The organism is Agarilytica rhodophyticola, assembly GCF_002157225.2.
Lineage (GTDB): Bacteria > Pseudomonadota > Gammaproteobacteria > Pseudomonadales > Cellvibrionaceae > Agarilytica > Agarilytica rhodophyticola.
Genome location: NZ_CP020038.1, coordinates 1,107,265 through 1,132,703, shown reverse-complemented (window position 1 = coordinate 1,132,703; position 25,439 = coordinate 1,107,265). Strand labels below are relative to the sequence as shown.

Below are 25,439 nucleotides of genomic sequence, written 5' to 3'. Positions count from 1 at the left end.
AAATTAAAAACTAGAAAAAGCCATACCATCAGGTTCTTTTTCCGTGCCAAAGCTATCTATAACTCTTAGTGTTTTAAGGTCGATTACTGAAATTTGATCTGCATTAGTTTGTGCGACATAAGCAACAGGTCTTTCCCCATCTATCTCAATCCCAATGGGGATAGAGCTTTCTTTATGCCTGCCCCATTTTTCATTTCTGCTTATAAAATTGGAGGACAATTTTATTGTCTTTTTTAGTCTGTAAGACTGCGTATCAAAAATTGAAATACTATCGGCATATGCATTTGAAACAAAAGCTAGTTTACTATTTGAATCTAGTGATACGCGAATAGGAAACTCTTGTGCTGGAAATGTTTTAACAATTTCCAATGACTTAGTGTTAATAATTAAAACTTTATTATCACTTCGATTAGATACCCACAACCAACGATCATCCGTACTTAAATCAATCCCTTCTGCACCCCTGCCTATTTCAATTTGCTTAATCACTTTGCCGTTCAGCAGGTCAATAACTGTAACTGCTCCGCCACCAATGCTAGATACATACACACGCTCATTTTTGCTATCCATTGCAAGCATGTGAGAAACCGCTTTATCTGTTTTAATAAACTTCTCAACCTTAGCCTTTTCTACATCCACTATAACAATACCATCCATACCTTCAACTGTAACAATAATGGAACGATTGTCATTCATCCAGGTGGCACCATGAGGCATGGTATATTTACCTAAATCGATAGTTTTAATGACACTCTTTTTTCTAATATCAACCAGCGTCAAGGTATTACCAGGCACGTTTCTATCACCATAATTGGTGACAACTGCAATTTTGCCATTTGGAGATACAGCGACCTCATGGGGTATCTTCCCCGTAGGTAAAGAGGCCTTTTTTTTATACGTTTTAGTATCAAACAAAGTTACGGTATGCCCATTTTTATTGGCTACTAACAGTGTCCCGGCAAAAACTGGAGTGTTGGCAAAAATACTACATACAACAAGAAGGCCAATTAAACTCACATATAATTTAATCATTGAAAACCTAATAATTTAAAATCAGAACACATGTTTTAGCTCCAGTAACATTGAAATTCTAAAAGAGGAGCAATAGTTATTCCTCTTTTAGACAGTTTGTTAATAGGCTCTCTTATCTACAACTTTTTTTCATTTTCAATCCAGCGGTCAATTTTTTCTTCTAGCAATGAAAGAGGTACCGGACCATCTTTTAAAACTTCATCATGGAAGCCACGGATATCGAACTTATCGCCAAGCTCAGCTTTTGCATGTTCGCGCAGCTCTAATATTTTAATCTTACCAATCAAGTACGCCGTTGCTTGTCCAGGGTATACAATATAACGCTCGATAGCCTTAACTGTGTCCTCTGCCGGGTTAGGCGTGTTGTCCTGTAAATATTTAATCGCTTCTTCGCGTGACCATTTTTTAGCATGAATGCCGGTATCGACAACAAGCCTACAAGCACGCCACAACTCCATCGCTAAGCGACCAAAGTCAGAGTAAGGGTCTTGATAAAATCCCATCTCTTTAGGCAGGTATTCAGAATAGAGCCCCCAACCTTCGGTAAAAGCCGTAAACGATACATATTTTTGGAAGTTGGGAATATCTTTTAATTCAACGGTAATCGCTCGTTGCATATGATGTCCTGGAATACCCTCATGGTAGGCTAAGGCCTCCATTTGATATTTCGGCATACTCGACATGCGAAACAAATTGGCATAGTAAATACCCGCTCGACTTCCATCTGCTGACGGCGCTTGATAAAAGGCTTTGCCCGCTGATCGCTCACGAAACGGCTCAACGCGTTTTACCACCATGTCCGCTTTAGGCAATATGCCAAAATATTCGGGTAATTTCTTGCGGATTGTATCAACCAAATTAGTTGCTTCCGTCAAGTACGCATTACGACCATCATCAGTCTCTGGGTAATAAAATTGGTTATCGTCACGCATAAACGCAAAGAAATCTTGCAATTCACCTTTAAATTTTACTTTGGTCATGATGTCTCGCATTTCCTGATGGATGCGAGCCACATTATCTAAACCTAATTGATGCACTTGCTCAGCATTTAGGTCGGTGGTTGTATAAAACTGAAGCAGATAATTGTAATAGTCTTTGCCGTTAGGCAAGCGCCACACTCCATCCCCTTCTGGGGCAATGTCTTGTTGTAATTGCAACTCTTTAATTAATTTTTCATAGGCAGGTTTAACAGAAGACAGCAGTGCAGCTTCTACTTCTGATAGGTACTTTTGTGATACAGAATTATCGAGTGATAAAGCGCTAAGTTTGTTCTTAAAATCTTTTAGTATTGTACTGTCGTCTCCTTTCTCAAAAGGAGCACCTACAATGACATTTTTTGAAGCTTCAAGCATCTGCGGATAAGTCCACTTTGGAGGGAACACACCTAGCTTAGCCCGCAAACGCATTTGTTCAACGACTTGATCAAATAAAACACCGACCTTCTGAACACGAGCAATGTAATCTTTAAGCTCTTGTTCTGAATTCACCCGATGAATATTGATTAGCATACTTGGCACAACAGTATGCCAAGCCCGAAACTGCTGCATTATGTAGTTATTATGGCGAAATTTATCTCCCTTTATTGCTCGGGAAGTATTTAACTGTGCTATTTTTAGACTCAGGGCATCATTACTTGCAAGAGTATTTGCATCAAACTGTTTGAGTTCCTCCAAACGCCGTAGCCAGACCGCTAGCGTCTCATTAGCATAAGCTTCACTGATATTATCCCACTTGTCATAGCCTATTTTCTCACCTCTGTATGAGGCAAACAAAGGCGAACGCTGCATATCTTCCAAGTCCATCGCTTGTAAGTAGTCTTTCAGCTCTTGAGACTGGGCTTTTATCGATGAGGCCTCAGCCTGTTGCTGTGCAGGTACTTGTGTACTTGGTTGGGAGGCTTGATCAGACTTAGTGCAAGCAGTGAGAAGTATACAAGAGCTGAAGGCCATCACCAGTAAGCGACGGCTATAATTTAATGGGATCATATGGATAGTGTCCTCTGAATCGTCGAAATCAAAGCGTTTTGCGCTTTTACATTACAGAGGATAATGAAACCTGCCACTAAAACCAACATTTATTGGTCAAATGGTTTACTTACATCCTCGAACTCGCAACCGATTAAATAAAAATTAAGAATGACTTGTCGAATCTTTTCGCCTATTGTTGTCCTACAAGCCCCGGAGCTCTCCTTAGCATTTCAACATGTGGGATACCGTCTTCATCATAAGGCTCAGATACACTAACAAAACTAAAAGCTGCGTAAAATTGATGTAAATGAGATTGAGCAGAAATTCGTACATGCTGATGGGGATACTTTTGATCAATATATAGCAGCGCTCTTTCAAGTAGCTGTTTGCCAAGGCCTGTGCCTCTAGCCTCCTGCGTGGTGAGAACTCGTCCAATTGATGGCTCAGCATATTTGTGCCCAGGGAAAACTACACGCAGATATGCCATCAGGGTCTTCTCAGCTTTCTCCAATTCACTTTCTCGACTTTTTTTTTGCCAAGCACAAAGATGCCAAGCATATTGATCTATGCTATCCATATCTTGATAGACACAGTTTTGCTCCACAACAAAAACATCTTGTCGTGCTTTCAATATGCGATACATATCAAAAGTAGAAATTTCATCTAAATAGCTTCCGCTCCAGTCAATCATCCCATCACTCACTTTTTACATTTTCTTATCTATTAGTCTGGCAGGAATCAACTAATATTGAATTCTTAGTAATTACTTATGTGGTTAACACCTACAAAATCGACAGAATCGCTAGCACGCTCTTATTTTTAGATTTAAATAAATGGGGTTTAAAAATCACAAAGTAGCAATTCGGAAAAATTTAGTTATTTACCATAATTAATATATGCAAAAAAGGCTATGCATATAAAGTAATACGCAAACTTATCCAAACACGTATTTTTTACACTCCCACAACAGTAGAGAAGTTTGGGCTGTACATTGTTGAGCAAAAGCTTTCCGCATCAGCACCTTTATTTCGCAGAAAAACTCCAGGGTGTCTTTTTGCTAAGTCAGCAGTGTGTGCAGCAAACTTATAAGCGATTAAATCTTCTTTGATGGTAGCTTTATCACTAGAAACTAATCGTTTTTGCGGTATCGTGTAGCACAATACAGAGCAGCCATACCATGCAATCATAGCTGCTCCCATATTGTCATTAGGTTGATAGTCAGATGGAACAATGTTGGCGGCCATCGGACCATATGAATAAAAAGGGCTTTGCTGATAAAACTTTAAGTACTTATCTATATTTTGTTTTAATTTAATCATTTCTATATGATCGGGACCTTCTACCATTACTTGAACATCTTGAGCCCAAGCATTTTTTGTTAAAGCACCCAAATTTATCAGCTCATCAGTAAGCAAGTCATCGGTGCCACTGGATGTCGGGTCAAGGCGAGTACAACATCCAAGAGAAATGCTAACGTCGTACGCTTTAGCAATATTACAAATTTCGTCAAAGTGCGTATAAAGAAAATTCTCTTGTTGATGTTCAACGCACCACTTGGCGAGAATAGAGCCTCCGCGAGGTGTATCTGCAGTTTCCCTCTCTAACACAGCATGAGCCTTGGCTAAACGCATACCGGCATTAATAGAGAAATAGTCTATACCTTGTTCAGCTTGTTCAATAAGTGTCTCTTGGAAAATATCCCATGTTAAGTCTTTAATAACGCCGTTAACTTTCTCTAGCGCTTGATAGATGGGCGTCGTCCCCACAGGCACCGAAGAATTACGAATAACATAATCACGAATCGCATCAGCATCTGGCCCTACCGAAAAATCCATTACCATATCAGCCCCCCAGCGGGTTGACCAAATTAACTTTTCCAAAGTCTCTTCAATATTGCCAGATTCACATGAGCCAACGATATCTGCATTTATTTTAACTAAAAAGTTTCGACCTACTATCATTGGCTCAAGTTCGGAGTGATTAATATTTGCGGGGATAATTGCACGCCCTTGCGCAACTTCTCGACGCACAAAATCAGGGGTAATAAGTTTTAAAGGTTTAGAGACTTGCTTTTTTTCTATCCGCTCAGATGTGTCATTATCCTCTTTAGCATACTTAGCTATTTCATGGTTGAGCTTGTTACGAAGCTGATTTTCGCGAATGGCAATATACTCCATCTCAGGAGTAATTATCCCTCGCCTGGCATAGTGTAATTGAGTGATATTTCGCCCTGGCCTTGCACGCATGGGGCATCTTTGCAATCGGGAGTTGTAAAACTTCGATCTCTCACCGTGTGCATCGACTTTACTAGCAGTGTTACGATTTTTGCAAGTACGATATTGCTCAGCATCGTCACGGGTTAAAATCCAACTAGAACGAACATCATTGAGGCCTCGATGAATGTCAATCTCGACTTTGGCATCAGTATATGGCCCTGAGGCATCGTAAACAGTTAGAGAGGCGCCATCTTTTACGCTAATTTCACGCATGGGAACCTGTAGGATAAGCCCATCATGAAGGACTTCTGGGACATAGATCTTTTTACTATTTGAAAGAGGCCCAGAGGATATAACATCACAGGCTACACTTTGCAACTGGTCAGACATAAGAACTTCACCCATACCCACTACCGCAAAAGAAATAAGAATCATCGGACGCAGATAGCCAAAACCACATTTGGATTATCAACATCTCATAAGCAAAACATATTAAGGTCAACTAGCGGAATTAGCCTGCCGTGCTAATTGCACTATAATCCCGACGATCTTCGTATTGACAATAACCAAAGCCTGTTAACAGGAACATAGAGATGCTGATATCGCATCAAAAGACTCTAAAAACACGCTGGCGATCATACGACTACTTCATTAATTTCGGGGCACATCCAGGTAAGTAACCGATTATAAAAGAGGGATCTGATTAGTGTAAAGAGGGGTGAAACCAAAACATTCTATGCCGCACATATAACACCACTTGATTGATCTTTATCATCATAAACAGCGGAAGAGAAATTTTACCAACATCACTTTTAGTGCGCCAAAGAAGAGCATTTAAACGAAATTTTCAAAAAATAATATGTACATTATTTTTCTTTAATAATTAATTTTTACAATACGCTATATCTCTGTATTTCCGCGAACTTTACAGATTTTATATGTAGAAAAATAAATGTAAAAACGTGAACTACAAAAATAACTTAGCTATAACTCTGAGAATTCAATCTTAGAAGCTCAAAGCAAAACTCAAAATCAAAGCTGATCCGTTTTTACTATTAATTATCACAGCCTAATTATCACAGCCGGTAACTATCACAACCAGCGCAATAAAATCATACATAATGGCATTTACTAAAAAGTAAAGGAACAACAGCACAGTGCCGGGGCATGTTAAATTTGGCGATGTAAAAGCATACCTTATATAACAATATTGCATGTTCTTTATTACTATTAGCAATTACCAATATCTAATCAACATCTTACTTATCAGCTAGCGTCACCTATTTATTTTATCCCGTTTAAAAGTCTACAGTTTCACAATACATCCGCCCCTCTCTCATCATAAGACTCCCTCGCTCAAAACTACGAAGACTTTGCCTGTACTGAGAATAGATATTTACTCCAATGAGTTTTACATCAAACTTTCGCTAAAGTTGTGCAACTGTTCATCAAATTTGAATACATCTAACTTTTCATCAAAACCTGATAAGAAGTTAAAGCCTCTATTTAAATATAATAACGCTTCGACATTACTTTTTTGCTCTCGCTCGTTTATTTACTCCCGTTATCAATAGCATTCTCCCCAAAGAAAGCTACCCAAAAAATCGCTTTTATCGTTTACCATCTAAGGCATAAGGCAGCCAAAGCTTGAAACTCGCCTCAGCCACAATGGAGGCTTTACTCTCTTTAAACCCTTTGATTGTTATTCACAAAGTCATGCTCTTTACTTTTATAAAAATTATCACCAGAGGCTGTTGCTACTAATTCCTCCTATACTCTTGGCAATCGTTTATGTAGAATGCGACCTCCTTTCGATGTGCCACAAAACAGCACTAATAATGTACAAGTGCTGCTCTTCCTGATTTCTAGATAACGATGGGTTTCATCAAATTTAAAACAACTGAGACAAGACTATCTCAATGTCTGTATTAATGGGTTAATTATGCTCCTACATTCCACAAAACAAGACTGGCTAGGTAATATTAAAGGTGACGTACTAGCAGGACTAGTCGTCGCTCTGGCTCTTATACCAGAGGCTATAGCCTTCTCCATCATTGCTGGTGTCGATCCCAAAGTGGGCTTGTATGCCTCTTTTTGTATTGCGGTAGTCACTGCCTTCGTCGGTGGCCGCCCAGGCATGATATCTGCTGCTACTGGAGCGATGGCCCTACTAATGGTGACCCTGGTAAAAGAACATGGCCTGCAATACTTACTGGCGGCAAGCTTGCTAACAGGAATCTTGCAGATTGCGATGGGGTATTTAAAGCTGGGAAGCCTTATGAGTTTTGTTTCTCGCTCTGTGGTTACCGGCTTTGTTAATGCTCTAGCTATTTTGATCTTTATGGCACAGTTGCCAGAACTGACTAATGTTAGCTGGCAAGTCTACGCTATGACAGCAGCGGGCTTGGGCATCATCTACTTGTTCCCATATATACCTATGGTGGGAAAACTAGTGCCTTCACCACTGGTATGCATACTACTACTCACTGCAGTTGCAATTTCTCTAGGAATGGACATACGCACTGTTGGTGATATGGGAGAATTACCTGACACACTGCCAATATTTTTGTGGCCAGATGTCCCTTTAAACTTGAACACGCTGGAAATTATATTTCCCTATGCAGCTGCGATGGCTGTGGTAGGCTTATTAGAATCGTTGATGACAGCTACCATTGTCGACGATTTAACAGATACTCCCAGTGATAAAAACCGTGAATGTAAAGGTCAAGGTATCGCCAATATTGGCGCCGGACTCTTAGGTGGAATGGCTGGCTGCGCCATGATCGGTCAATCCGTCATCAATGTAAAATCCGGTGGACGCGGACGCCTCTCTACCTTTATTGCTGGCAGCGTGCTACTGATACTGGTGGTATTTCTCAACGACTGGGTAGCCCAAATACCCATGGCAGCATTAGTCGCAGTTATGATTATGGTGTCAATTGGAACCTTTGATTGGAGCTCGATACAAAACCTCAAAAAATACCCACTGTCCACTAATATTGTGATGCTATCTACTGTCGTAGTGGTGGTATGGAGCCATAACCTAGCTTACGGCGTTTTTGTCGGGGTTCTGCTGGCTTCTCTTTTCTTTGCGAACAAAATCAGTCACTTTATGTATGTAGAGAGCGATTTAGATGAAGAGAAAAGTATTCGTAGCTATCGCGTTCATGGCCAGATATTTTTCAATTCTTCAGATCGTTTCTTGCAAATGTTCGATTTCAAAGAAGCAGTCTCAAAAGTTGTTATCGATCTTCATTTGGCGCACTTTTGGGATATTTCAGCAGTACACGCTTTGGACACAGCTGTGATAAAGTTCCGTCGGGAAGGAGCCGAAGTAGCCATTATTGGACTCAATGACGCCAGTGAAACCATTGTTGACCGCTTTGGTGTACACGATAAACCAGAAGAAATAGAAAAAGTACTCGGAGGCCACTAGTGAGTAGTGACAATGTAGTTTTATCATGTATCGAGGGTTCTAAAGTTAGCGAAGCTGTATGTGATTATTCCAGTTGGATAGCGACAAGTGTTAAGGCTCCGCTCAAGCTATTACATACTATTCAACACCATACGACTCCTTCGGTTACGGATTACTCTGGCGCCATAGGCTTGGGGAGTCGAGAGGGACTTCTCAATGAATTGACTGAGGCCGAGCAAAATCGCAGCCGACTCATGGTAGAGAAAGGGCAACTGATGCTCAATAACGCGAAAGCTAGAGCAATAGAGGACGGAGTAGAAGCGCCAGAGACCTGCCAACGCCATGGTAGTCTGGTCGAAGCACTTATTGACTTAGAAGATAAAATCAGAGTGCTGGTGCTCGGTGTTCCGGCGGAACCACGGGAACAACATAGTGAAATAGGTACTCAGCTTGAGTCTGTTATTCGTGCCTTGCACAAGCCAATTCTTGTGGTCAAAGGCGAATATACGCAGCCCAAGAAAGTGATGTTAGCATACGACGGCAGCCCAGCATGTAAAAAAGCTCTGGAGATGGTTGCATCCAGTCCTTTATTCAAAGGTTTACCCTGTCATATCGTACATGTTGGCGACAACAATCAAGATCTTCTAAATGATGCCGCCGAAACACTGAAACAAGCAGGGATTGAAACTCAGACAGCGCAGCTCAACGGTAAAATAGAAGAAGTTCTAGTTAGCTACCAGAAAGATAATGATATTGACCTTATGCTAATGGGTGCATTTAGTCATAACCGTATTCGTGATTTTTTACTAGGCAGCTTTACCGCCAAAATGCTTCATCAAACAAATAAGCCGCTACTTTTGTTGCGTTAACTATTCTCGTAACGCTGGATTATTGAAGGCCAAATTAGCATTAGAAAATACTGCTCGACATTAGATTAATAGAGCTGTCCTAATGTTAAAAAGGCCTTAATTATAACAAAATGTCACAAATTTAATTTGACAAACATAATTACAGCGCATATATTTTGTATATACATTGCATTTACATCAATGTAGAGGGCTGTTGGTTTAGCCTTCAAAACGCCGTGAACATATCACAGTAAACTTGAAGATAATTCGTATGGCTGGGAAAAAACAGCGAAAAAAAGCGCCAAAAAAGGATAGTCAATTGATTATTCGTATTAATGGTGAGGAGAGAGATCAGTTCATTACATTATGCGAAGAACTGGACACAAGCGCTGCTCGGGAAATACGAAAGTTTGTTCGTGATTTCTTAGAGCAACATCAAAACGATGATTGAAGGCGGCGTGAACCGCGTAACGCGTAATTTATATCGAACGTAATTTATATCAAAATAGTTTGGAGATAACACATGTCTAAAGCATCAAAAAAAGTAGCATCCATTAAAAAAGAAATCAAAGCACGTAAAACTAAAATTGCTAAGCAAGAAGGCAAGCTAAAAAAACTGAAAAAAGCACTGAAGAAAGCAGCTTAATTTCAATAGCACTTATTTGAGCTATAGATAAAAGGGGCGTAACTTTTGAGTGTGCTAGCATTCAACGGTTACGCCTCTTTTGTTAAGTGTAGTAACCCCGATGAGATCCATCAAAGCCTATCATTGGTACTCCCCCTTATCAAAAGTACATTAGTTCCCTTCTCCACCCGAAATCTCTCTATCTAAAACCTCTCTACCTAAAAAGTATAACCGAGTTTCTGCATCGAACACACGCAAAGGCAAATATAATGTCTACTTTAGTGATAATAAAGCTTGTCCAATTTATCTAACCTGGGTTACTTTTCACTACCAAACGACTGTTTAAAAAAATATCGCTTTAACGGATATTCCTATGCATACACTTTCCTTTTATCTGATCATTGCCTTGGCATTTTTACCTCTAACTACAAAAGCGCAAAGCATCCGAGCCACCGATTCAAAATATATAAAGATTGGCAAAATGCTCGATGTACAGTCGGGGAAATGGATGCATAACCAAATCCTTGAAGTTAACAACGAAAGAATAGTATCTATCTCTGATAAGGGCTTTGTTCCACCAAAAGCTGAAGCGATAGATCTTTCTAACTACTATGTATTACCTGGTCTTATAGACCTCCATGTTCACCTCACAAGTAGCTCACAATTACACGGCTACAAGCGGCTATCACGCTCTATACCGCGAGCAGCAATTTTCGGTGTTAATAGTGCACAGCGAACACTCAAAGCCGGCTTTACAACAGTAAGGAATCTCGGTGCTGCAGGCTTTGCCGATGTAGCACTGCGCGATGCCATCAATGAAGGAGAAGTTTCCGGTCCGCGTATGCGCGTCGCTGGCAGAATGGTATGTATAACAGGCGGTCATTGCGACGGAGGGCTCTTGGCCCCTCACTATCAAAACCGCTCACCCAGCAGCGCAAACGGCCCTTGGGAAGCAAGGAAAGCCGTGCGTGAGAACATTAAATACGGTGCGGATGTTATCAAATTTGCAGCTTCAGGCGGAGTGCTTTCAAAAGGAACGAGCATCAACTCTAGCCAGTTTAGTATCGAGGAAATGAAAGCTATTGTTGAAGAAGCTCACGATCGAGGCAGGATTGTCGCAGCCCATGCACATAGCAGAAACGGCATTAAGCGAGCGATCAAAGCTGGTGTAAATTCTATTGAGCATGCGAGTTTGATTGATGACGAAGGGATTCGTTTGGCAAAAAAACACGGCACGACATTAGTCATGGATATCTATGTTAGCGACTATATCCTTTCAGAAGGCAGGAAAGCTGGGATTCTGGAAGCATCATTAGCAAAAGAACGTCAGGTAGGTAAGACCCAGCGTTTAAATTTTAACAAGGCTGTTAAAGCGGGGGTAAAACTAGCATTTGGTTCAGACGCTGGAGTTTATCCTCACGGTCTTAACGCAAGACAGTTTAAATATATGGTGGATTGGGGTATGTCAGAGCTAGAGGCGATTCAAGCTGCAACCATACATGCAGCAGAACTCTTGGCTTGGAAAAATTCAAATAATGAGTTAAATGTAGGTGAAATCCGTGTAGGGCGTTTTGCAGACCTTATTGCTGTGAAATCTGACCCTCTCAAAGAGATTCAAGTATTAGAAAGCATCGATATTGTTGTTAAAGGCGGTAAGCTGGTTGAATGAAACGAGGTTTCTATTCAAAAGATAATACATAAGAGATGATGAGTAGGAGATGATAATGATAAGAGATGATAAGGCTTTAACATCTTATCATCTCTTTCTTATCATTTTTGTGGCACGTTCTATACGGCCACTTTTATGATGATATAAGTAATTTTAGTCAGGTAAAAGTTTTAGTTAAAAACCAATTAACTTTTAACTTAAATTATATAGCAACGATATTTTCAGCTTGAGGGCCCTTCTGGCCATCAACGATAGTAAATTCAACTTGCTGACCTTCAGCCAAAGTTTTGAAACCTGTGCTTACAATCGCACTAAAGTGCGCAAAAACATCTGGGCCAGACTTTTGCTCGATAAAACCAAACCCTTTAGATTCATTGAACCACTTTACGGTTCCAGTAACTTTTTCAGACATGAGTAGATCCTATATTTTTTTATAAAAGTAAATTAGCCAATAAAGGCAAAAGTAGCAGAAAAACAGACTGGAACTTACAAACTACAAGACGAGATCAAAAACAACATTTCGAAACGGGAGAACATAAATAATAGACTTTCTTTCTTGCCGGGCCTCAGTTTATAGATATCAATAAGAATGTCAATAATACTCAAACCCTCGGATAATTGGCGATATCACCATAAAAAACCAATAAATGCGCCAAATGTCAATAAAAGACGCTATGAGCTGCAGAGGCAATAGGTTAGATCTTTATTCATTAATAAGACGCCCTATTTTAGCGCGCATGGGTATACGAATTCATAAATATTTAACATCAAGATGCCTGAATATAAGCCTCTATGGAGCATCGCTTCATAGATGTACTTAAGAGTTAAAGTAGTGCATTGTACTTGAAGAGTATGACAAACAAATATCCAGCCATAACTTTTCCCATTAATACATAATCACAAATAACTTGTGTAATGTGAGAGCTCACAGCCACGCACGAACAATACATACTTTATAAGGGTTCTCTATATTAGAGCTAATAGAATCTAGCTTTCCTAATACTAAAGTATTAGATAGAAAACATGCCAGCGGCTTTTTTGAAAAATCTAATGCGGCCTAATCGTTAACATGATAAACAAGCCGTATGTTGAAAAACCAGAAGTAATAATAAGTTACCAAAGACTTATCTATATAAGAGTACCTAGAAAATTAAATATACAAAATAGAAATATAAAAAATTATTTTTTATTTCATTTGAAAAATTAAAAGCGACTGTAGGCACTTTTCTACCTATATTCTCTATGATACTTCCTAACGAAAAAGAACTTTAGGTGCCACCCGCTTGTTCTTAGTGAGGTTCTACCGATCTTCATCGTCACAGATAAAGTGGCAGGGAATATTCAATTTTCCTTTTGATATTGAAGGTCTAACCACGCCTCTGTGCATGATGGTTACAGTAATATTACCAATATCAAAAATGCACTCAAAATAACCGACGGTATTACAGGTGTTAATGGTGATCCAACCTGTGTATCTATTAACTTGTTTGGTGGATTCGACACACTTACTCCAGAGCAAGCCGCTTACGTCAGAGTTATTGCTTTACAATAACAAAAATATGAACAAGCGATAGGAACTGTCTGAGTTACACCCCCATCGAAGCCAAAAAACTTCCAACAGTCAGTAACTCTTTATCACTCATCGCTAGTCTTCAAGTTTGAAACTCGCTCCCGGCAGCTGTAAAGGTGGGGCTGGTGGCAACCTATTACCGATATCAGGTAGCTATAACGTAGATGATTTTTTCTTCGAAGCTAATCTACCCCTTATTGAAGACGTTCCATTGGCAGAGTCCTTGATTGTGGGCTTTGCATACAGGAAAGCTGATTACAATATTCCAGGCTCGAACGATACTTGGAACGTCCCCCTGAATTGGCACCCTATTGATGATCGTTTGCGAGAACCATGTATTTCTAATGGGATGACAGACGCTCGATTAGGTGCAGTTCGAAACGGTATATCCCGCCAGGTGAATGTATTTAACGGTGCAAATGCTAGCGCACTGCCAACACTAGAAGGAGCCGATACTTTTACTGCTGGTTTTGTATGGACATCAGAATTTGGCTCAACACCACCACATTTAAATGTTGATTACTATGATATCGAAATTACTGATGTGATTAGCGAGTTCTCGGTACAAAAAATTCTTGATCGCTGTTACTAGTCAGGCATTATCTTGATTGTACCTAAATACGTTTCTACGGCATACCTTGCACATCCGATCTCAGATCTGCGCTGGGTGCAACATATAACATAGAGGAACAACACGCATAATACTCATACCTAAATTTTTTTCGTCGGCAAGTATTATAATAGACGCCAGCAGACTCACAACGAAGGATGGAATATCGCTATTTAAGATATTTTGTCTCAAAAAATATAGAAGAGAAACTACTTATAAGATGGGGCCATAGAATCTAAATTAGCGTTTTTCAATCCTGAAAATAAACGGATACTTAAATTCACTAATCTCTTAGTTACATCCGGCAAAAGCTTTCAAAGTTCTATTTTAAAAACGAAAAAAAAAAAGAAAACGATTAAACCTTGAGATTATTTTTTTAATTTTCTCACAAAAAATAATGTTGGCAGAATTAGTTCCTTTACTCTAAAGAACCGTCCAGCTAGCATCAAGCTGTTTATATAGTCACTTCACGATTAAAATTTACTTTTTATTTTAAAATTACTTACTTTCATTCGCACACTAAATGCTAGAAATACCTTAATAAAGAGGGGTAAAAATGCCCAAACTAACAAAGTTCTTTAAAAAAAAACCACTAGTTAGAAAATTAAGTCCTTATCTTATAGCTTCATGTTTTCTTGGTTATTCCTTTTTAACAGCCGCAGTGGAAATTCCAGGAAAGATACAGGCAGAAAATTATAATCGTTTTTTTGATACTACACCCGGCAATGCAGGCGGGAAATTTAAAAACCAAGATGTAGATATACAGAACACTTCAGACTCTAGTGGCGGCTATAATGTTGGCTGGACAGATTCTGGAGAGTGGCTGGAGTATGATATAACTGTACGTAAAACGACAGAATATACAGTAGATTTTCGAGTTGCATCGGCTCCAGGTGGTGGGCTGTTAACACTAGAAATAGATGGTCTCGATATTGGTAAAAACTTAACAATTGATAGAACCGGCGGCTGGCAAAAATGGAAAAATTCAAGTCTAGATCTAGGTCGACTAACCCGGGGAAATCATAAGCTTCGCATCAATATTCAAAGTGGTGATTTTAATTTAAACTGGTTTGATATACGTGAAAAAGGCAGCAATAGTACTAGTTGCAACGGCACACCTAAAATAGGAGACCCTGGATGGATTTACGATGATAGCCGTGGGGACTCTCGACACTCTCAAATAAAAAAATGGACTGAAGCCGGTGTTAGAGGTGGCATTCCATGTGAAGGAGAATTAAGAGTAGTAGAAACAATAGCTCCAGGACAGAATATTGAAAGTGCTATTAATCGAGCATCACAAAAAGGTGGCGGTGTAGTATTACTAAAAAGAGGTACGTATAAAGTCGAATCGACTATTAGAATGAAAAGTAATGTTGTGCTGCGAGGGGAAAGTAGAAAAGACACTCGACTAGAAGTTAATATGCGTAACTCCTGGAATACAAATCCTAGGAAAACATTTGCGATATCAATGGATGATGTGAAAAGTGCTGGAGTTGAAAACCTAACATTGTTTTATTCTGTCCCCGGCTATGAACCGTTAGACCATAACAATTTTGGAGAAAAAAATACTTCATCTCCTTGGCCCTGGATAAACGACGTTAAGATTAGACGAGGTGATCGAAATAAAAAAACCATTTCAGATAAAAATTTGTATGTAGGCTTTATAAAGTTTAGTGATAGTCATGATTCGTGGATTCAAAATACGGATCTGCTAGAAGCCGGAACCGATCCCATTCATGTCGATAACAAATCCAGCCACCTTACATTGCGAGGTAACAATGTTTATCGTTGTTATAACAAAGGTGGTGGTGGCAATTGTTACTACCGCATTGATGGCGATTATGTTCTAGTAAGTAACGAAAATGTTCGAAAGATACGCCATCTTTCAATACAACTGGGTGGCGAATACAATGTAGTCTTCCAGAACAAGCTTGAAGTCGATATTAACTTCCACAACGGTGATGACGGCAATAACTTGGTCGAAAAAAATAGCATACAGCTCCCTTTTGTACATCACTGGCATGTTATCGAAACGGGTGGAGCATCATATGGCCATCGTCCTCCGGGAAAAAATAATGTCATTTTTAATAATCAGGCGAAGCACGATCGCAATGAGAAACAAAATATTAGCAATAGTAATGCAGTGTATACACTAAGAGGCTATCAAGATATTAGAAGAACAGGACCGAGGCCAGCAAACGGAACATTTTATCCATTAAAGAGGAAGTAAACGCGTAATTCGTATTTAGGGCCTACCAACAGGCCCTAATATATGAAAATAATGGATTAATTAGTCAAGCCCTAACTCATTCATCATTTGCAACAGCACACCATTTGTCCAACCAAAACCGTGTTGGACAACATATTCGCCGCCTTCTGCTGAAACGCCAATTTCTTCAACGTTGTATTTTTCTGCTAGCTGTCCTGTTTTGTTATATACATACAAATTGTTATCGACCCAACGCTTCGCACCCTCTTGCGCCTGTTTATCAAAGCCGTAGTTACAAAGGCCTCGATATACTATCCACTGTAGGGGGGCCCAACCATTGGGCGCGTCCCACTGCTGGCCAGTATAATTCAAAGTGGTGACCCAACCGCCAGATTTTAAAAAGAATTTCTCAAGTTTTTCTGAGCATAGTGCCGCTTGTTCAGATGATGCAATACGGAAGAACAGAGGGAAAATAGAAGCTAATGAAAGTGCAGAACTATGTTTAAAATCCGGCAACACTATATCGCAAAAAAAGTTTATGCTGCTATCAAAAAATAGTTCCTGAATATTTTTCCTGCGAATAGTTGCTCTTTTACTTAACTTCTGACTAAGTATAAGATCCCCAGACATTTTATATGCTTGTGCCAAGGTATCTTCAACAAAATAAAGAAGAGAGTTTAAATCAACCGGCACGATATCCGAGGTTCGAATACTCTCAATATTTTTATAGTTAGAAAACCAACGAGAAGTAAAATCCCAGCCAGACTCACAAGCTGCGCGAATATCCCGATACATTTTGTCTGGATTACGAGCTGAGATATTAACAAGTTCCAAGTCTTCAAAATAACTTTCCTGTCTGGGTTTATCAGAATCATCCCAATAACGGTTTAAAAAGCCTTCGCCTACTTTTATTACACGCCGACAACTATCGCCATCTTTTTCTAAGGAATCACAACCATCCATCCAAAATGCATATTCTTTCTCTAACTGAGTAAGATACTTAATATAAACAGACGGATCATCTTTTTTGTCTGCCAGCAACTTTATCATCAAAGCAAAGAATGGTGGTTGCGAACGGCTGCAAAAATAGCTGCGATTTCCATTGGGGATAAAGCCTAACTTATCAATTAAATAGGCAAAATTTTCAACCATAGATTCAAGCATGTCAATTCGCCCAGAAGCGGCTTGGCCAAGCATGGTAAAATAACTATCCCAGTAATAAATTTCCCTAAATCGTCCACCCGGCACAATATAAGGCTTAGGTAACGGAATTAAAGATATGTCACTACTTACACTATCTGCTTGTCTAGACAAGACGTCCCAAAGGGATTCGATATGTTCCCTCACAGGCTTTTTTGCATCTTCGGAATATGAAGAACCTTCTTGTTCAGGAAAATCGAAATGTGTGACGACAAAGTTTTTTAGATCAAAATCATCACGTTGACAGCTAGCTTCATAAGAAGCCAAGATTGTCGCCGGTTCACTTTTAGGTATAGCATCAACAAATTGCTTAGAGTCTTTAAATAAGCGTTTGCCTTGCACCTCTTCAAACAGGCGGCCATATATTTTGTCAGGTGTTTCAATCTTATACATTGTTGTCCTCTGCCACAGCTATAGACAGTAGAGTGAATTTTATAACTTCTACAATTGCAAGCTATAGGGTGGCGTCTAGTAATTTATATTGTAATTTTTTTAAACATCGAGTGCTTGGAGCGCTCGATTCGACTCTAATTTATCAGTTTGCTTTTTAAATAAATGCAGAGCCACTAAAATTATCGTAATTGGAATGAGGGAGCAATAAAAAGCAACCGTGCCTCCAAAATGTTCAAACAAAGTACCGGTAATGATAGACCCTGTAGTCCCCCCTAGTGCAGAAGAGACAACAATAAGGCCAGCCATCGAAGCATGATCATGCTTCGGCAAAGCAGATAAAATAACTGAATTTATAGCCGGGTATATTGGCGCAATAAAAAATCCAATTAAAGGAAAAACGAATGCGACCAAGGGCGCACTGAACCAGCTATCTATTTGCGTGGCACCGGCTTGTGTTGCGTCAATGTTTTTTGCTAAAGGTAATGCCATCAATACTAAGCAAGTGGCAAAAATTAAACTAACAACTATTATTCGATACCAGTCAACTTTCTTAAATATAAAACCAGCCACAAAGCGACCAAGCGCAGTAGAGGCAGCAAGTATACTTGCCATTTGGATACTAAGTGTCGTAGATAAATTTAGGATTTTGCTATTAAATGTCGGTAACCATGACATAATACTTTGTTCGATTAACACATATAGAAAAGCGCAAACGATAAAAATTAACACCAACGGGCGATATGCCAGGCGCAACATACTAATAAAATCACTACTTGCAGAAATGCTATCTTCGTTTGCAACATTTTTTGTAACACTGGATTCATCCAAAGGGGCAAAAAATAGTAGTACAAATGCCAGAAAAGCAAAACCAGCTAAAACATAGTAAACATTCAGCCATACTAGCGAACCAGGATTGGCATCATCGATAAAACGACTGAAAATATAATTACCAGAGAGAACTCCTATCATAAAAAATGACTCAATGAAATTCATTAAGCTGACATGTTCTCGACTACTATTCGTTACCAGACCTATAGTGGCAAAGATAGAAACTTTAACAAGAGCAAAGCTAAAACCTATGGCTGCGAACATCAACTTGTTCATCCAAAATGCAGGCACTTGAGGCGCAAGTAAACACATAATACACACCAAGCCCAAGGCGATGAGCATAGCCCTTTTATAACCAATACGGGTAATAAATGAAGCCACTAGAAAGCATGTGCCTGCGATGCTCAAGTCTTTAAATGCTTCTAGAATACCAGCTGCAGACTCACTAATCGCAAAACTATTCTGCACCTGTAAAATAACAGTACCAACACTATTTAGTAATATTGCGAAAATCCAATAGTTGATAAATAGTGAAAGTCTGATACTCCAGAATTTCATACACACACCCCATCAATTAATATACTTATTATTGTTTTACTTTAGGTTCTCACTGCGTAATCAGCGTTAGAGTCCACTCTCTAATGACTCTCTAGAATAACTAACTTTCTTTGCCGGTGCTCGCTCAAGTACTAACCGTCGTTGTGCAAGAGGCTTAGGATATCGCGTTAGCCACACTTCAGACTTAATATTAGAGACTTCATCGTTGGCCAGTAAAATCACATCCATAGGTTTTCCCTTCCAGCTAGAGTGTAGTGGAACATAATACGTATAATTACCATCCACAGGCTTTACCTGCAACTCCCAAGTGTTTGCGGGGTAGGATGGCGCTCTATCTGATGCACCAATTAACTCAATCTTTGCCTTTCCATCTTGTTCACCATGAACACGCATAGCGGCATATACTGACTCGTTGCCGACTTTACCTGGAACAGTAATCGCTAAATAGGCTCCCTCAGTAACCTCGTCAATTACTAGACGTTTTTGCCAAGCTTTGGAAAACTTCATGTTTTTATAGTGACCAAATAAATTAGATGCTCGCCATTTTTTCCTATCGATCATTTTATTTTGATAAGCAGCACGAACTTCACTCAGCCAAGCAGGGGCCTCTAAAATTCGTAGATAGCGTACCGGAAACCCTTGATAAGGCATGCTAATGCGCATCGAGGGTTGAGCAATAAAAGTAACGCTTGTCCATGTTTTTAAGTCTGCAGAAACTTCAGCAACGATACCTTCTCCCGTTTTTAGCGGCTGTATAGATTCCTCGTCTCGGCTTTCTAATGTTATAAAATCAACTTTATTAACTTTTCCCATATCAAGCCTAAATGCTCCGCCATTAACTGTTGCATCCGGGTCTGTATTCCATTGATATTGCCAGCGCTGCATTCTAAAAAAAGCTGTCTCAGGATTATCGTCAAATAAGTTACGATCCCAGATCCCTCTATCGGTAAAAAGTGCTTGAGTAAAAAAAGCATCTCTCGCTTTATTAACCACATTGATCTTGCTATCACCGGAGCGAGCCAACGCTCTTACTTCAAGAGCATTATTATCACTGGAGAAAACAGTAGTTTCGTATAAAGCTTCGGCATCTTTGGGATAGTCACTGCGCTGTAAACGCCCTAAATAGCGGTAAGTATCATTATGTAAGGCTTTTCCAGGAAAGCTTAGAGGCAGAGTCTGGTCTTTCTTTAATAGATCGTCAGCTGAATGATTATCCAGTTTGGCAGACACAAAACCTTCGGTACCCGTCAAAAATATATCTGTTGTTTCGCCGGGTCTGCCTGTCAGTAATACTTCCACTGGTTTTCCAGGTATATCACGCAACACTTGATAAGTTATTCCATTTACCCCGATATCACTTTTGGCCAAATTACTTATATTGGCCACACGGATTAAAGCACTGCGAAAAGGCTCGACGGTAATATCTACTTTGGAACCGTAGGAAAAATTACCGTGGATGTATTCCTCTGGATGAAATCGTCTGACTTCATAAAGAGCCTTTCTATTTGATAACTTAAGACCAATTTCATCAGACAAACGAAGAGTATAAGTTACCGGCTGCCAGGATAAATTACGTAGAGTTAATAATCGAGTATTGTCGTCACCACGAGCAACAGCATGCTTACCATAGCGACGCTCAGGCAAAACCATTCCATCTACAAGAATATCTCGATATTTCCTAGCCAAATTGAAAATACGTGCAAGCTTAGGGTATTCGTCATCTCGCAGTAACCAGGGATTACAATAAATTTGCGGAGATAAAATCAACGCCCTATTGAATGCTTGTAAAACAAGTTCATCGTCCCAATAATCCAAAGGCGCTGCAAAGCATACACCATGGTCTTCGGTTAAACGAGAAAGCTTAGGCGGTAAACCTCGAGCGAGAGCGCCAGCTCGATGATGAGGTGCCGGCTTATTGTTGGCTAAGTGCACATCAATATATGTCTCTTGCCCTTCCCAGAGGAAGGTAGTGGCGTGCGGGGTTCCCACGTCACCAAGATTTAGACGATGATTTAACAAAATTAAATCGGGAACAAACTTACGGCACGCAGTCATCATCTTTGCAAACGCGTCTTGCTTTTCATCGCGCAATTGACCGGCGACCGAATCAAATTTAAATAAAGCAAAACGATAACGGTCACATAGTTCAAGCATCATATCAATGCGCGCTTGCTCTTCTGCTAAACTGTTGCCAAAACCATCCGGGCCTCCCCATACCCCCAACCTAATCCCCATCTCACTGGCACGCTGATAAATGGGATCTAAGCCGGCAGGAAACTGCTGACGGAAGCGTTCTGATTTAGTCGAGCCATACCAGCGCTTACCATCAATTGCTCCCGCATCAAATGCGTAAATATCTAACTGTAAACCATACTCTTTTTGTAACCAGTCAAAGAAATCTAAGTTAGTTAACGTTTGTTCAGCAGTTGGGCCTTCATTAGTATTATTGATCCAAGAAAAATACTCTGCACGCGCAGGCGTTCGTTGCTCGGCTCCTGGCAAAGCCTGAGCAACACCTGACACGGCAAAGTAAAGACCCAAGAGAATGGAAACAGTAAATCCAGTATTTACATTATTAAGTAACATTTTTAGCTTGCATTGAAATCATAACCAATACTAAAGCGCACTGATCGACCAAGAATCGGACGTCCGTTAGGAGAATTAGCATTACGCGGATCACCTTCTGTAATACCATCGGAGTCACTGATATTATCAGCATGCACTTGGAAAAAGATGCCGGACTGTCCGTGCAGTTGCACTCCCACGTCATATTTTTCATAAGAAGGTAAATCAACAGTATTCGCTAAGTCACCGAAGCGATCGTCAACAAAGGTGGCAGCGGCATAAAGGCTGCCACTAAAATCCCCAAGCTGGAAATCATAACTGGGCTCAAAACGGAACTGGAAATCTGGCTGCCGTAATACCGCGTTACCAACATTGGTAGCGATGGTAGATTCTGTAATTTCAGTATCCTGCACCACACCACTTAAAGATAAACGCAAAGCACCAAAAGTTGCAACGGCATCGATTTCTAACCCCGAGGCTTCGGTTTTAAAAGAGGAAGATGCCACATTGCCACCCACTACACTATCGAATGAGTCATTTGTATTAAAGAAAGCCGTGGCAAATAAATCGAGAACACCAGCACCATATTTGAAGCCCAATTCGTACTGGTCAATATCATTCACTTCTAGTTGGTTTTCACGAACATTGTCGAAGTGTGGGAATAAAAAGCCTTTAGAATAGCGAGCAAAAATTCCTGCACTATCGCTGACATCCCAATTAACACCAGCAGTATAGGCTACTTGGTCGTCGTCCAAATCCGTTGCTAAGTCACGGCTGCCATCAGGAAAACCTGGCCCAGAATCGAGCACATAACTTATATCGATACTTTCTTGACGCACACCAAGATCAATGCGCCAGTCATTATTGACCTGCCAAGAATCAGCAAGATAAAACGCCGTAGTGCGTGCATCACCGGCAGAAGCCAAACCAAAATTGAAGCCAGCGTCACCGCCTGCTGCTGCGATATTATCAGGCGTGACGCCATCGAGAATATCGCCATTAGCGGTATTGTGCACCGCGATTGGGTTACCAATGGACCAGAAGTCGTTAGCAGAAAAACTGGATTGGTAAATACCAAAAGTTACGTCATGCTGATCAGCAAAAGTTTTATTTAAACTCAAATCATTAACAAAAGAGCGCAAATCTTTGAGCACAACCCAATGACCATAAGTTTGAACAAAATCGTCTCCTGCTAAGGTTTGCCCACCCAGTGTGGTAACTGGGCCACCGATAACAGCACTCAAAGCTGAGGCCTGAACAGCGCCACCAGAAGGAACAAAGCCGAAAGTATTAGCGTCTCCAGAGGTCAAGCCAACCTTATCGCGCAGAGTCCAGCCTCCTCCCAAGTCGAATTCGATATTAGCGCCGGATACTGAACCGTCCCAACCTCGACCACGACCAAAGTCAAAGACTTCTGTATCACCATTAGCATTGATTTGAATTTCACGTAAACGTGTGGCATTGCCGAGTTGAGAAAATTCACCAGCATCATGCCCAGCGTTTAAGGCAAACGGCAGGTACCACTGTCCGTGGTCATCTGTTACCCTCGTGAAAACACTGATCTCGCCATTATCAAATTCATGAGTCAAATTGATGGTAAACTGCTCACCTTTTTCCGAAGTAAACTGCGCATCTCTAATACCAGGTGATTGTTGGAAATAGCCGCCAATCATGTAGTAGGTATTATCTGCAAGCTTACCGCTTAGAACACCATCAAAACGCTGCAAGTCATAATCAGAAGTGGTGTATTTAATTCTGCCCTCGGTTTCTTCTTTGCCGCGCTTCAAATTGAAGTTGACTGTCAGTCCAGGCTCCCCCTTGCCGAAGACCGCACCAGGACCACCTCGTAACCCTTCTACTGAACTGATGGTTTCATCGACACGGAAAATAGATGATTGCTCAAAAAACGATAGCGACTCTGTACCATATAAAGGCGCTCCATTAAGTGTAAGCGTAACAAAAGGCGCATCGCCCCCACCAGGTAAACCACGCACATCAATGTTTGCACCTGCAACACCACCAGAACTCTCTGCCCAGACACCAGGGATAGCTTTGAATAAATCTGCGGTGCTCTTAGGAGCAAAGCGCTCGATTTGGTCAGCATTTAAGGCACTGACGGCAAATGAAACATCCTGCTTATTAATTCCCGCTCCCCCTGCAGTACCGACAACAATTAGCTCCTCCTCTAATTGATCGTCATCTTGCGCTGCAGCAGAGAATGCCGTGTTTATGGTAGCGAAAAGCAATACAGATTTTAGTACTTGACGCTTATTAGCAATGACAAAGCGATTCATGAGTGTTTCCCCTTTTACCTGGATAAGGTTCATTATTTTTATGGCGTGAAAAGCATTTTTACACTTAAGGAAGAGTGTAATTCCTTATGAAATGCATTTCAATAAATTTTTGAAATGCATTTCATAAATTCTCATAATAAGTTCTCATATAAATCATATAAAATGTTAATATCCTCAATTACATGTGTCTTGCTTGGCGGCAAAGAATATATAGCCAAAGGCCTCCTGTACCGACAACACCATCGCCGGATAGTAAGAAGAAAAACCATACTCAAGACCTAAATTGGTTAAACAAGATCCGTCAATGAAATCGGAGTTACAAAGCAAGCAATAATCGTTACACTGAAAAAACATTAACTACCTAGACTTATATATAAGAAGAATTAGCCCTTGTCATTATTGAGGAGTAAAGAGTGTCACCGAAACAACCAATAACCATGGATGATATTGCGGCTTTAGCTAAAGTATCAAAACCTACCGTTTCCCGCGCTCTTAGTGATAGCCCTCTAGTTAACGCCCAAACTAAAAAACATGTCCTGTCCGTCGCTCGTAAATATGGCTATGCAGTTAATCGTAACGCGCAAAAGCTGCGCCATAAAAATACTAATACAATTGGAGTCTCGATAGATTTTAGTTCACATAGACAAAATCATATTTCTGACCCTTTTATTTTTGAATTACTGGCTGGAGTATCAGAGGCACTTGGTGATTTAAATAAAGATTTATTATTATGTGCGCCTAATCATAATGATACAGATTCCCTACACCATATTTACTCATCACGAGGTGCAGACGGGTTTATTTTTCTAGGGCAAGGTCACAGAATGGATGTGCTAGACGAATTTGCATCCACTGGCGCGCCATTTGTAGTCTGGGGCGCCCCTACTGAAAATACATCCTATTGTGTAGTCGGCAGCGATAATGTGTTAGGTGGGCAAATGGCGGGTAAATATTTTTTACAACGTCGGCGCCGAAACTTCCTTTTTTTAGGAAACTTATCCCATAGCGAAATCTATGCTCGCTACAAAGGCTTACAGCAGGTATTGGAAGAAAGTGGTGAAGATATTAAGTTAAATAATATTGAATTAGATTACTTCACTTATGAGGCGGCTTTTGAGGCGGCGAGTGAGTATCTAGACTCGATTAGTGGCCCACCAGATGCCGTACTCGCCTACAATGACACTGCTGCAATGGCATTTATTCGCCTGATGATTGACCGAGGTTTACGTGTGCCAGAAGACGTATCTGTGGTGGGCTATAACGACATCCCGGCTGCCGCTTTTTTCAGTCCTCCAATAACGACCATCCGTCAAGATACTTATCAAGCAGGAAAGTTGCTTGTTAAAAAATTAATGCAGATTTTGGACAATAAAGAAGTTACATCTGGAAAAATAAAAACAGAACTAATTGTACGCGACACATAACATAAATAATTATCAT

General features: G+C 40.3%; 18 protein-coding genes. 9 read left to right on the top strand and 9 right to left on the bottom strand.

What is annotated here, in order from left to right; translation table 11 throughout:
* Positions 1 to 3: 3 nt before the first annotated feature.
* The 4 genes from BVC89_RS04805 to BVC89_RS04790 all read right to left on the bottom strand — a co-directional run bounded on the left by BVC89_RS04805 (position 4) and on the right by BVC89_RS04790 (position 5,620).
* On the bottom strand, positions 4 to 1,032 hold the full coding sequence (locus BVC89_RS04805; RefSeq protein ID WP_086930104.1) for a YncE family protein: 1,029 nt from the start codon (positions 1,030 to 1,032) through the stop codon (positions 4 to 6).
* A gap of 116 nt (positions 1,033 to 1,148) precedes the next feature.
* The gene (locus BVC89_RS04800; protein WP_216825088.1) at positions 1,149 to 3,017 is read right to left on the bottom strand and encodes a DUF885 domain-containing protein; all 1,869 of its coding nucleotides are present in this window, start codon (positions 3,015 to 3,017) and stop codon (positions 1,149 to 1,151) included.
* A gap of 172 nt (positions 3,018 to 3,189) precedes the next feature.
* Positions 3,190 to 3,702 carry a GNAT family N-acetyltransferase gene (locus BVC89_RS04795; RefSeq protein WP_245929343.1) on the bottom strand — a complete coding sequence of 171 codons (513 nt, stop codon included), beginning with the start codon at positions 3,700 to 3,702 and terminating at the stop codon, positions 3,190 to 3,192.
* Between the two features lie 250 nt (positions 3,703 to 3,952).
* Positions 3,953 to 5,620, bottom strand: a complete 1,668-nt coding sequence (locus BVC89_RS04790) for a phosphomethylpyrimidine synthase ThiC (RefSeq protein ID WP_158657784.1) — start codon at positions 5,618 to 5,620, stop codon at positions 3,953 to 3,955.
* 1,537 nt (positions 5,621 to 7,157) lie between these two features.
* Between BVC89_RS04790 and BVC89_RS04785 the strand changes: the two genes are divergently transcribed.
* From BVC89_RS04785 to BVC89_RS04770, 5 genes are all read left to right on the top strand, one after another.
* Positions 7,158 to 8,651, top strand: a complete 1,494-nt coding sequence (locus BVC89_RS04785) for a SulP family inorganic anion transporter (protein ID WP_086930101.1) — start codon at positions 7,158 to 7,160, stop codon at positions 8,649 to 8,651.
* Positions 8,651 to 9,499, top strand: a complete 849-nt coding sequence (locus BVC89_RS04780) for a universal stress protein (RefSeq protein ID WP_086930100.1) — start codon at positions 8,651 to 8,653, stop codon at positions 9,497 to 9,499. The genes BVC89_RS04785 and BVC89_RS04780 overlap by 1 nt, the downstream gene beginning before the upstream one ends.
* Positions 9,500 to 9,749: 250 nt before the next feature.
* Positions 9,750 to 9,929 carry a hypothetical protein gene (locus tag BVC89_RS04775; RefSeq protein ID WP_086930099.1) on the top strand — a complete coding sequence of 60 codons (180 nt, stop codon included), beginning with the start codon at positions 9,750 to 9,752 and terminating at the stop codon, positions 9,927 to 9,929.
* A 72-nt stretch (positions 9,930 to 10,001) separates the two neighbouring features.
* Positions 10,002 to 10,124 carry a hypothetical protein gene (locus tag BVC89_RS30500; RefSeq protein ID WP_281260985.1) on the top strand — a complete coding sequence of 41 codons (123 nt, stop codon included), beginning with the start codon at positions 10,002 to 10,004 and terminating at the stop codon, positions 10,122 to 10,124.
* Between the two features lie 352 nt (positions 10,125 to 10,476).
* Positions 10,477 to 11,772, top strand: a complete 1,296-nt coding sequence (locus BVC89_RS04770) for a Xaa-Pro dipeptidase (RefSeq protein WP_086930098.1) — start codon at positions 10,477 to 10,479, stop codon at positions 11,770 to 11,772.
* A gap of 202 nt (positions 11,773 to 11,974) precedes the next feature.
* Here BVC89_RS04770 and BVC89_RS04765 read toward each other — a convergent pair whose 3' ends face one another.
* Entirely contained in the window at positions 11,975 to 12,184 is a 210-nt protein-coding gene (locus tag BVC89_RS04765) for a cold-shock protein (protein WP_086930097.1), read from the bottom strand.
* A 969-nt stretch (positions 12,185 to 13,153) separates the two neighbouring features.
* On the opposite strand from BVC89_RS04765, the gene BVC89_RS29545 reads away from it, so the two are divergent.
* The 3 genes from BVC89_RS29545 (at position 13,154) to BVC89_RS04755 (ending at position 16,182) form a co-directional block, all read left to right on the top strand.
* On the top strand, positions 13,154 to 13,324 hold the full coding sequence (locus tag BVC89_RS29545; RefSeq protein WP_158657783.1) for a hypothetical protein: 171 nt from the start codon (positions 13,154 to 13,156) through the stop codon (positions 13,322 to 13,324).
* 106 nt (positions 13,325 to 13,430) lie between these two features.
* Positions 13,431 to 13,934: a porin family protein gene (locus BVC89_RS04760; protein WP_086930096.1), complete on the top strand. Its 504-nt coding sequence runs from the start codon at positions 13,431 to 13,433 to the stop codon at positions 13,932 to 13,934.
* Between the two features lie 574 nt (positions 13,935 to 14,508).
* Complete coding sequence (locus BVC89_RS04755) at positions 14,509 to 16,182, top strand: carbohydrate-binding protein (protein WP_086930095.1); 1,674 nt, start codon at positions 14,509 to 14,511, stop codon at positions 16,180 to 16,182.
* 60 nt (positions 16,183 to 16,242) lie between these two features.
* Here the strand turns inward: BVC89_RS04755 and treF are convergent, their stop codons facing one another.
* The 4 genes from treF to BVC89_RS04735 all read right to left on the bottom strand — a co-directional run bounded on the left by treF (position 16,243) and on the right by BVC89_RS04735 (position 23,999).
* Entirely contained in the window at positions 16,243 to 17,754 is a 1,512-nt protein-coding gene (gene treF / locus BVC89_RS04750; protein WP_086930094.1) for an alpha,alpha-trehalase TreF, read from the bottom strand.
* Between the two features lie 99 nt (positions 17,755 to 17,853).
* Positions 17,854 to 19,140: an MFS transporter gene (locus BVC89_RS04745; RefSeq protein ID WP_086930093.1), complete on the bottom strand. Its 1,287-nt coding sequence runs from the start codon at positions 19,138 to 19,140 to the stop codon at positions 17,854 to 17,856.
* Between the two features lie 66 nt (positions 19,141 to 19,206).
* Entirely contained in the window at positions 19,207 to 21,726 is a 2,520-nt protein-coding gene (locus BVC89_RS04740; protein WP_086930092.1) for a hypothetical protein, read from the bottom strand.
* A 2-nt stretch (positions 21,727 to 21,728) separates the two neighbouring features.
* Positions 21,729 to 23,999 (bottom strand): TonB-dependent receptor, encoded by a 2,271-nt coding sequence (locus tag BVC89_RS04735; protein ID WP_086930091.1) that lies wholly within the window; start codon positions 23,997 to 23,999, stop codon positions 21,729 to 21,731.
* A 413-nt stretch (positions 24,000 to 24,412) separates the two neighbouring features.
* Between BVC89_RS04735 and BVC89_RS04730 the strand changes: the two genes are divergently transcribed.
* A complete protein-coding gene (locus BVC89_RS04730; protein ID WP_216825087.1) occupies positions 24,413 to 25,423 on the top strand; it encodes a LacI family DNA-binding transcriptional regulator in 1,011 nt (336 codons plus the stop codon).
* The last annotated feature ends 16 nt before the right edge of the window (positions 25,424 to 25,439 follow it).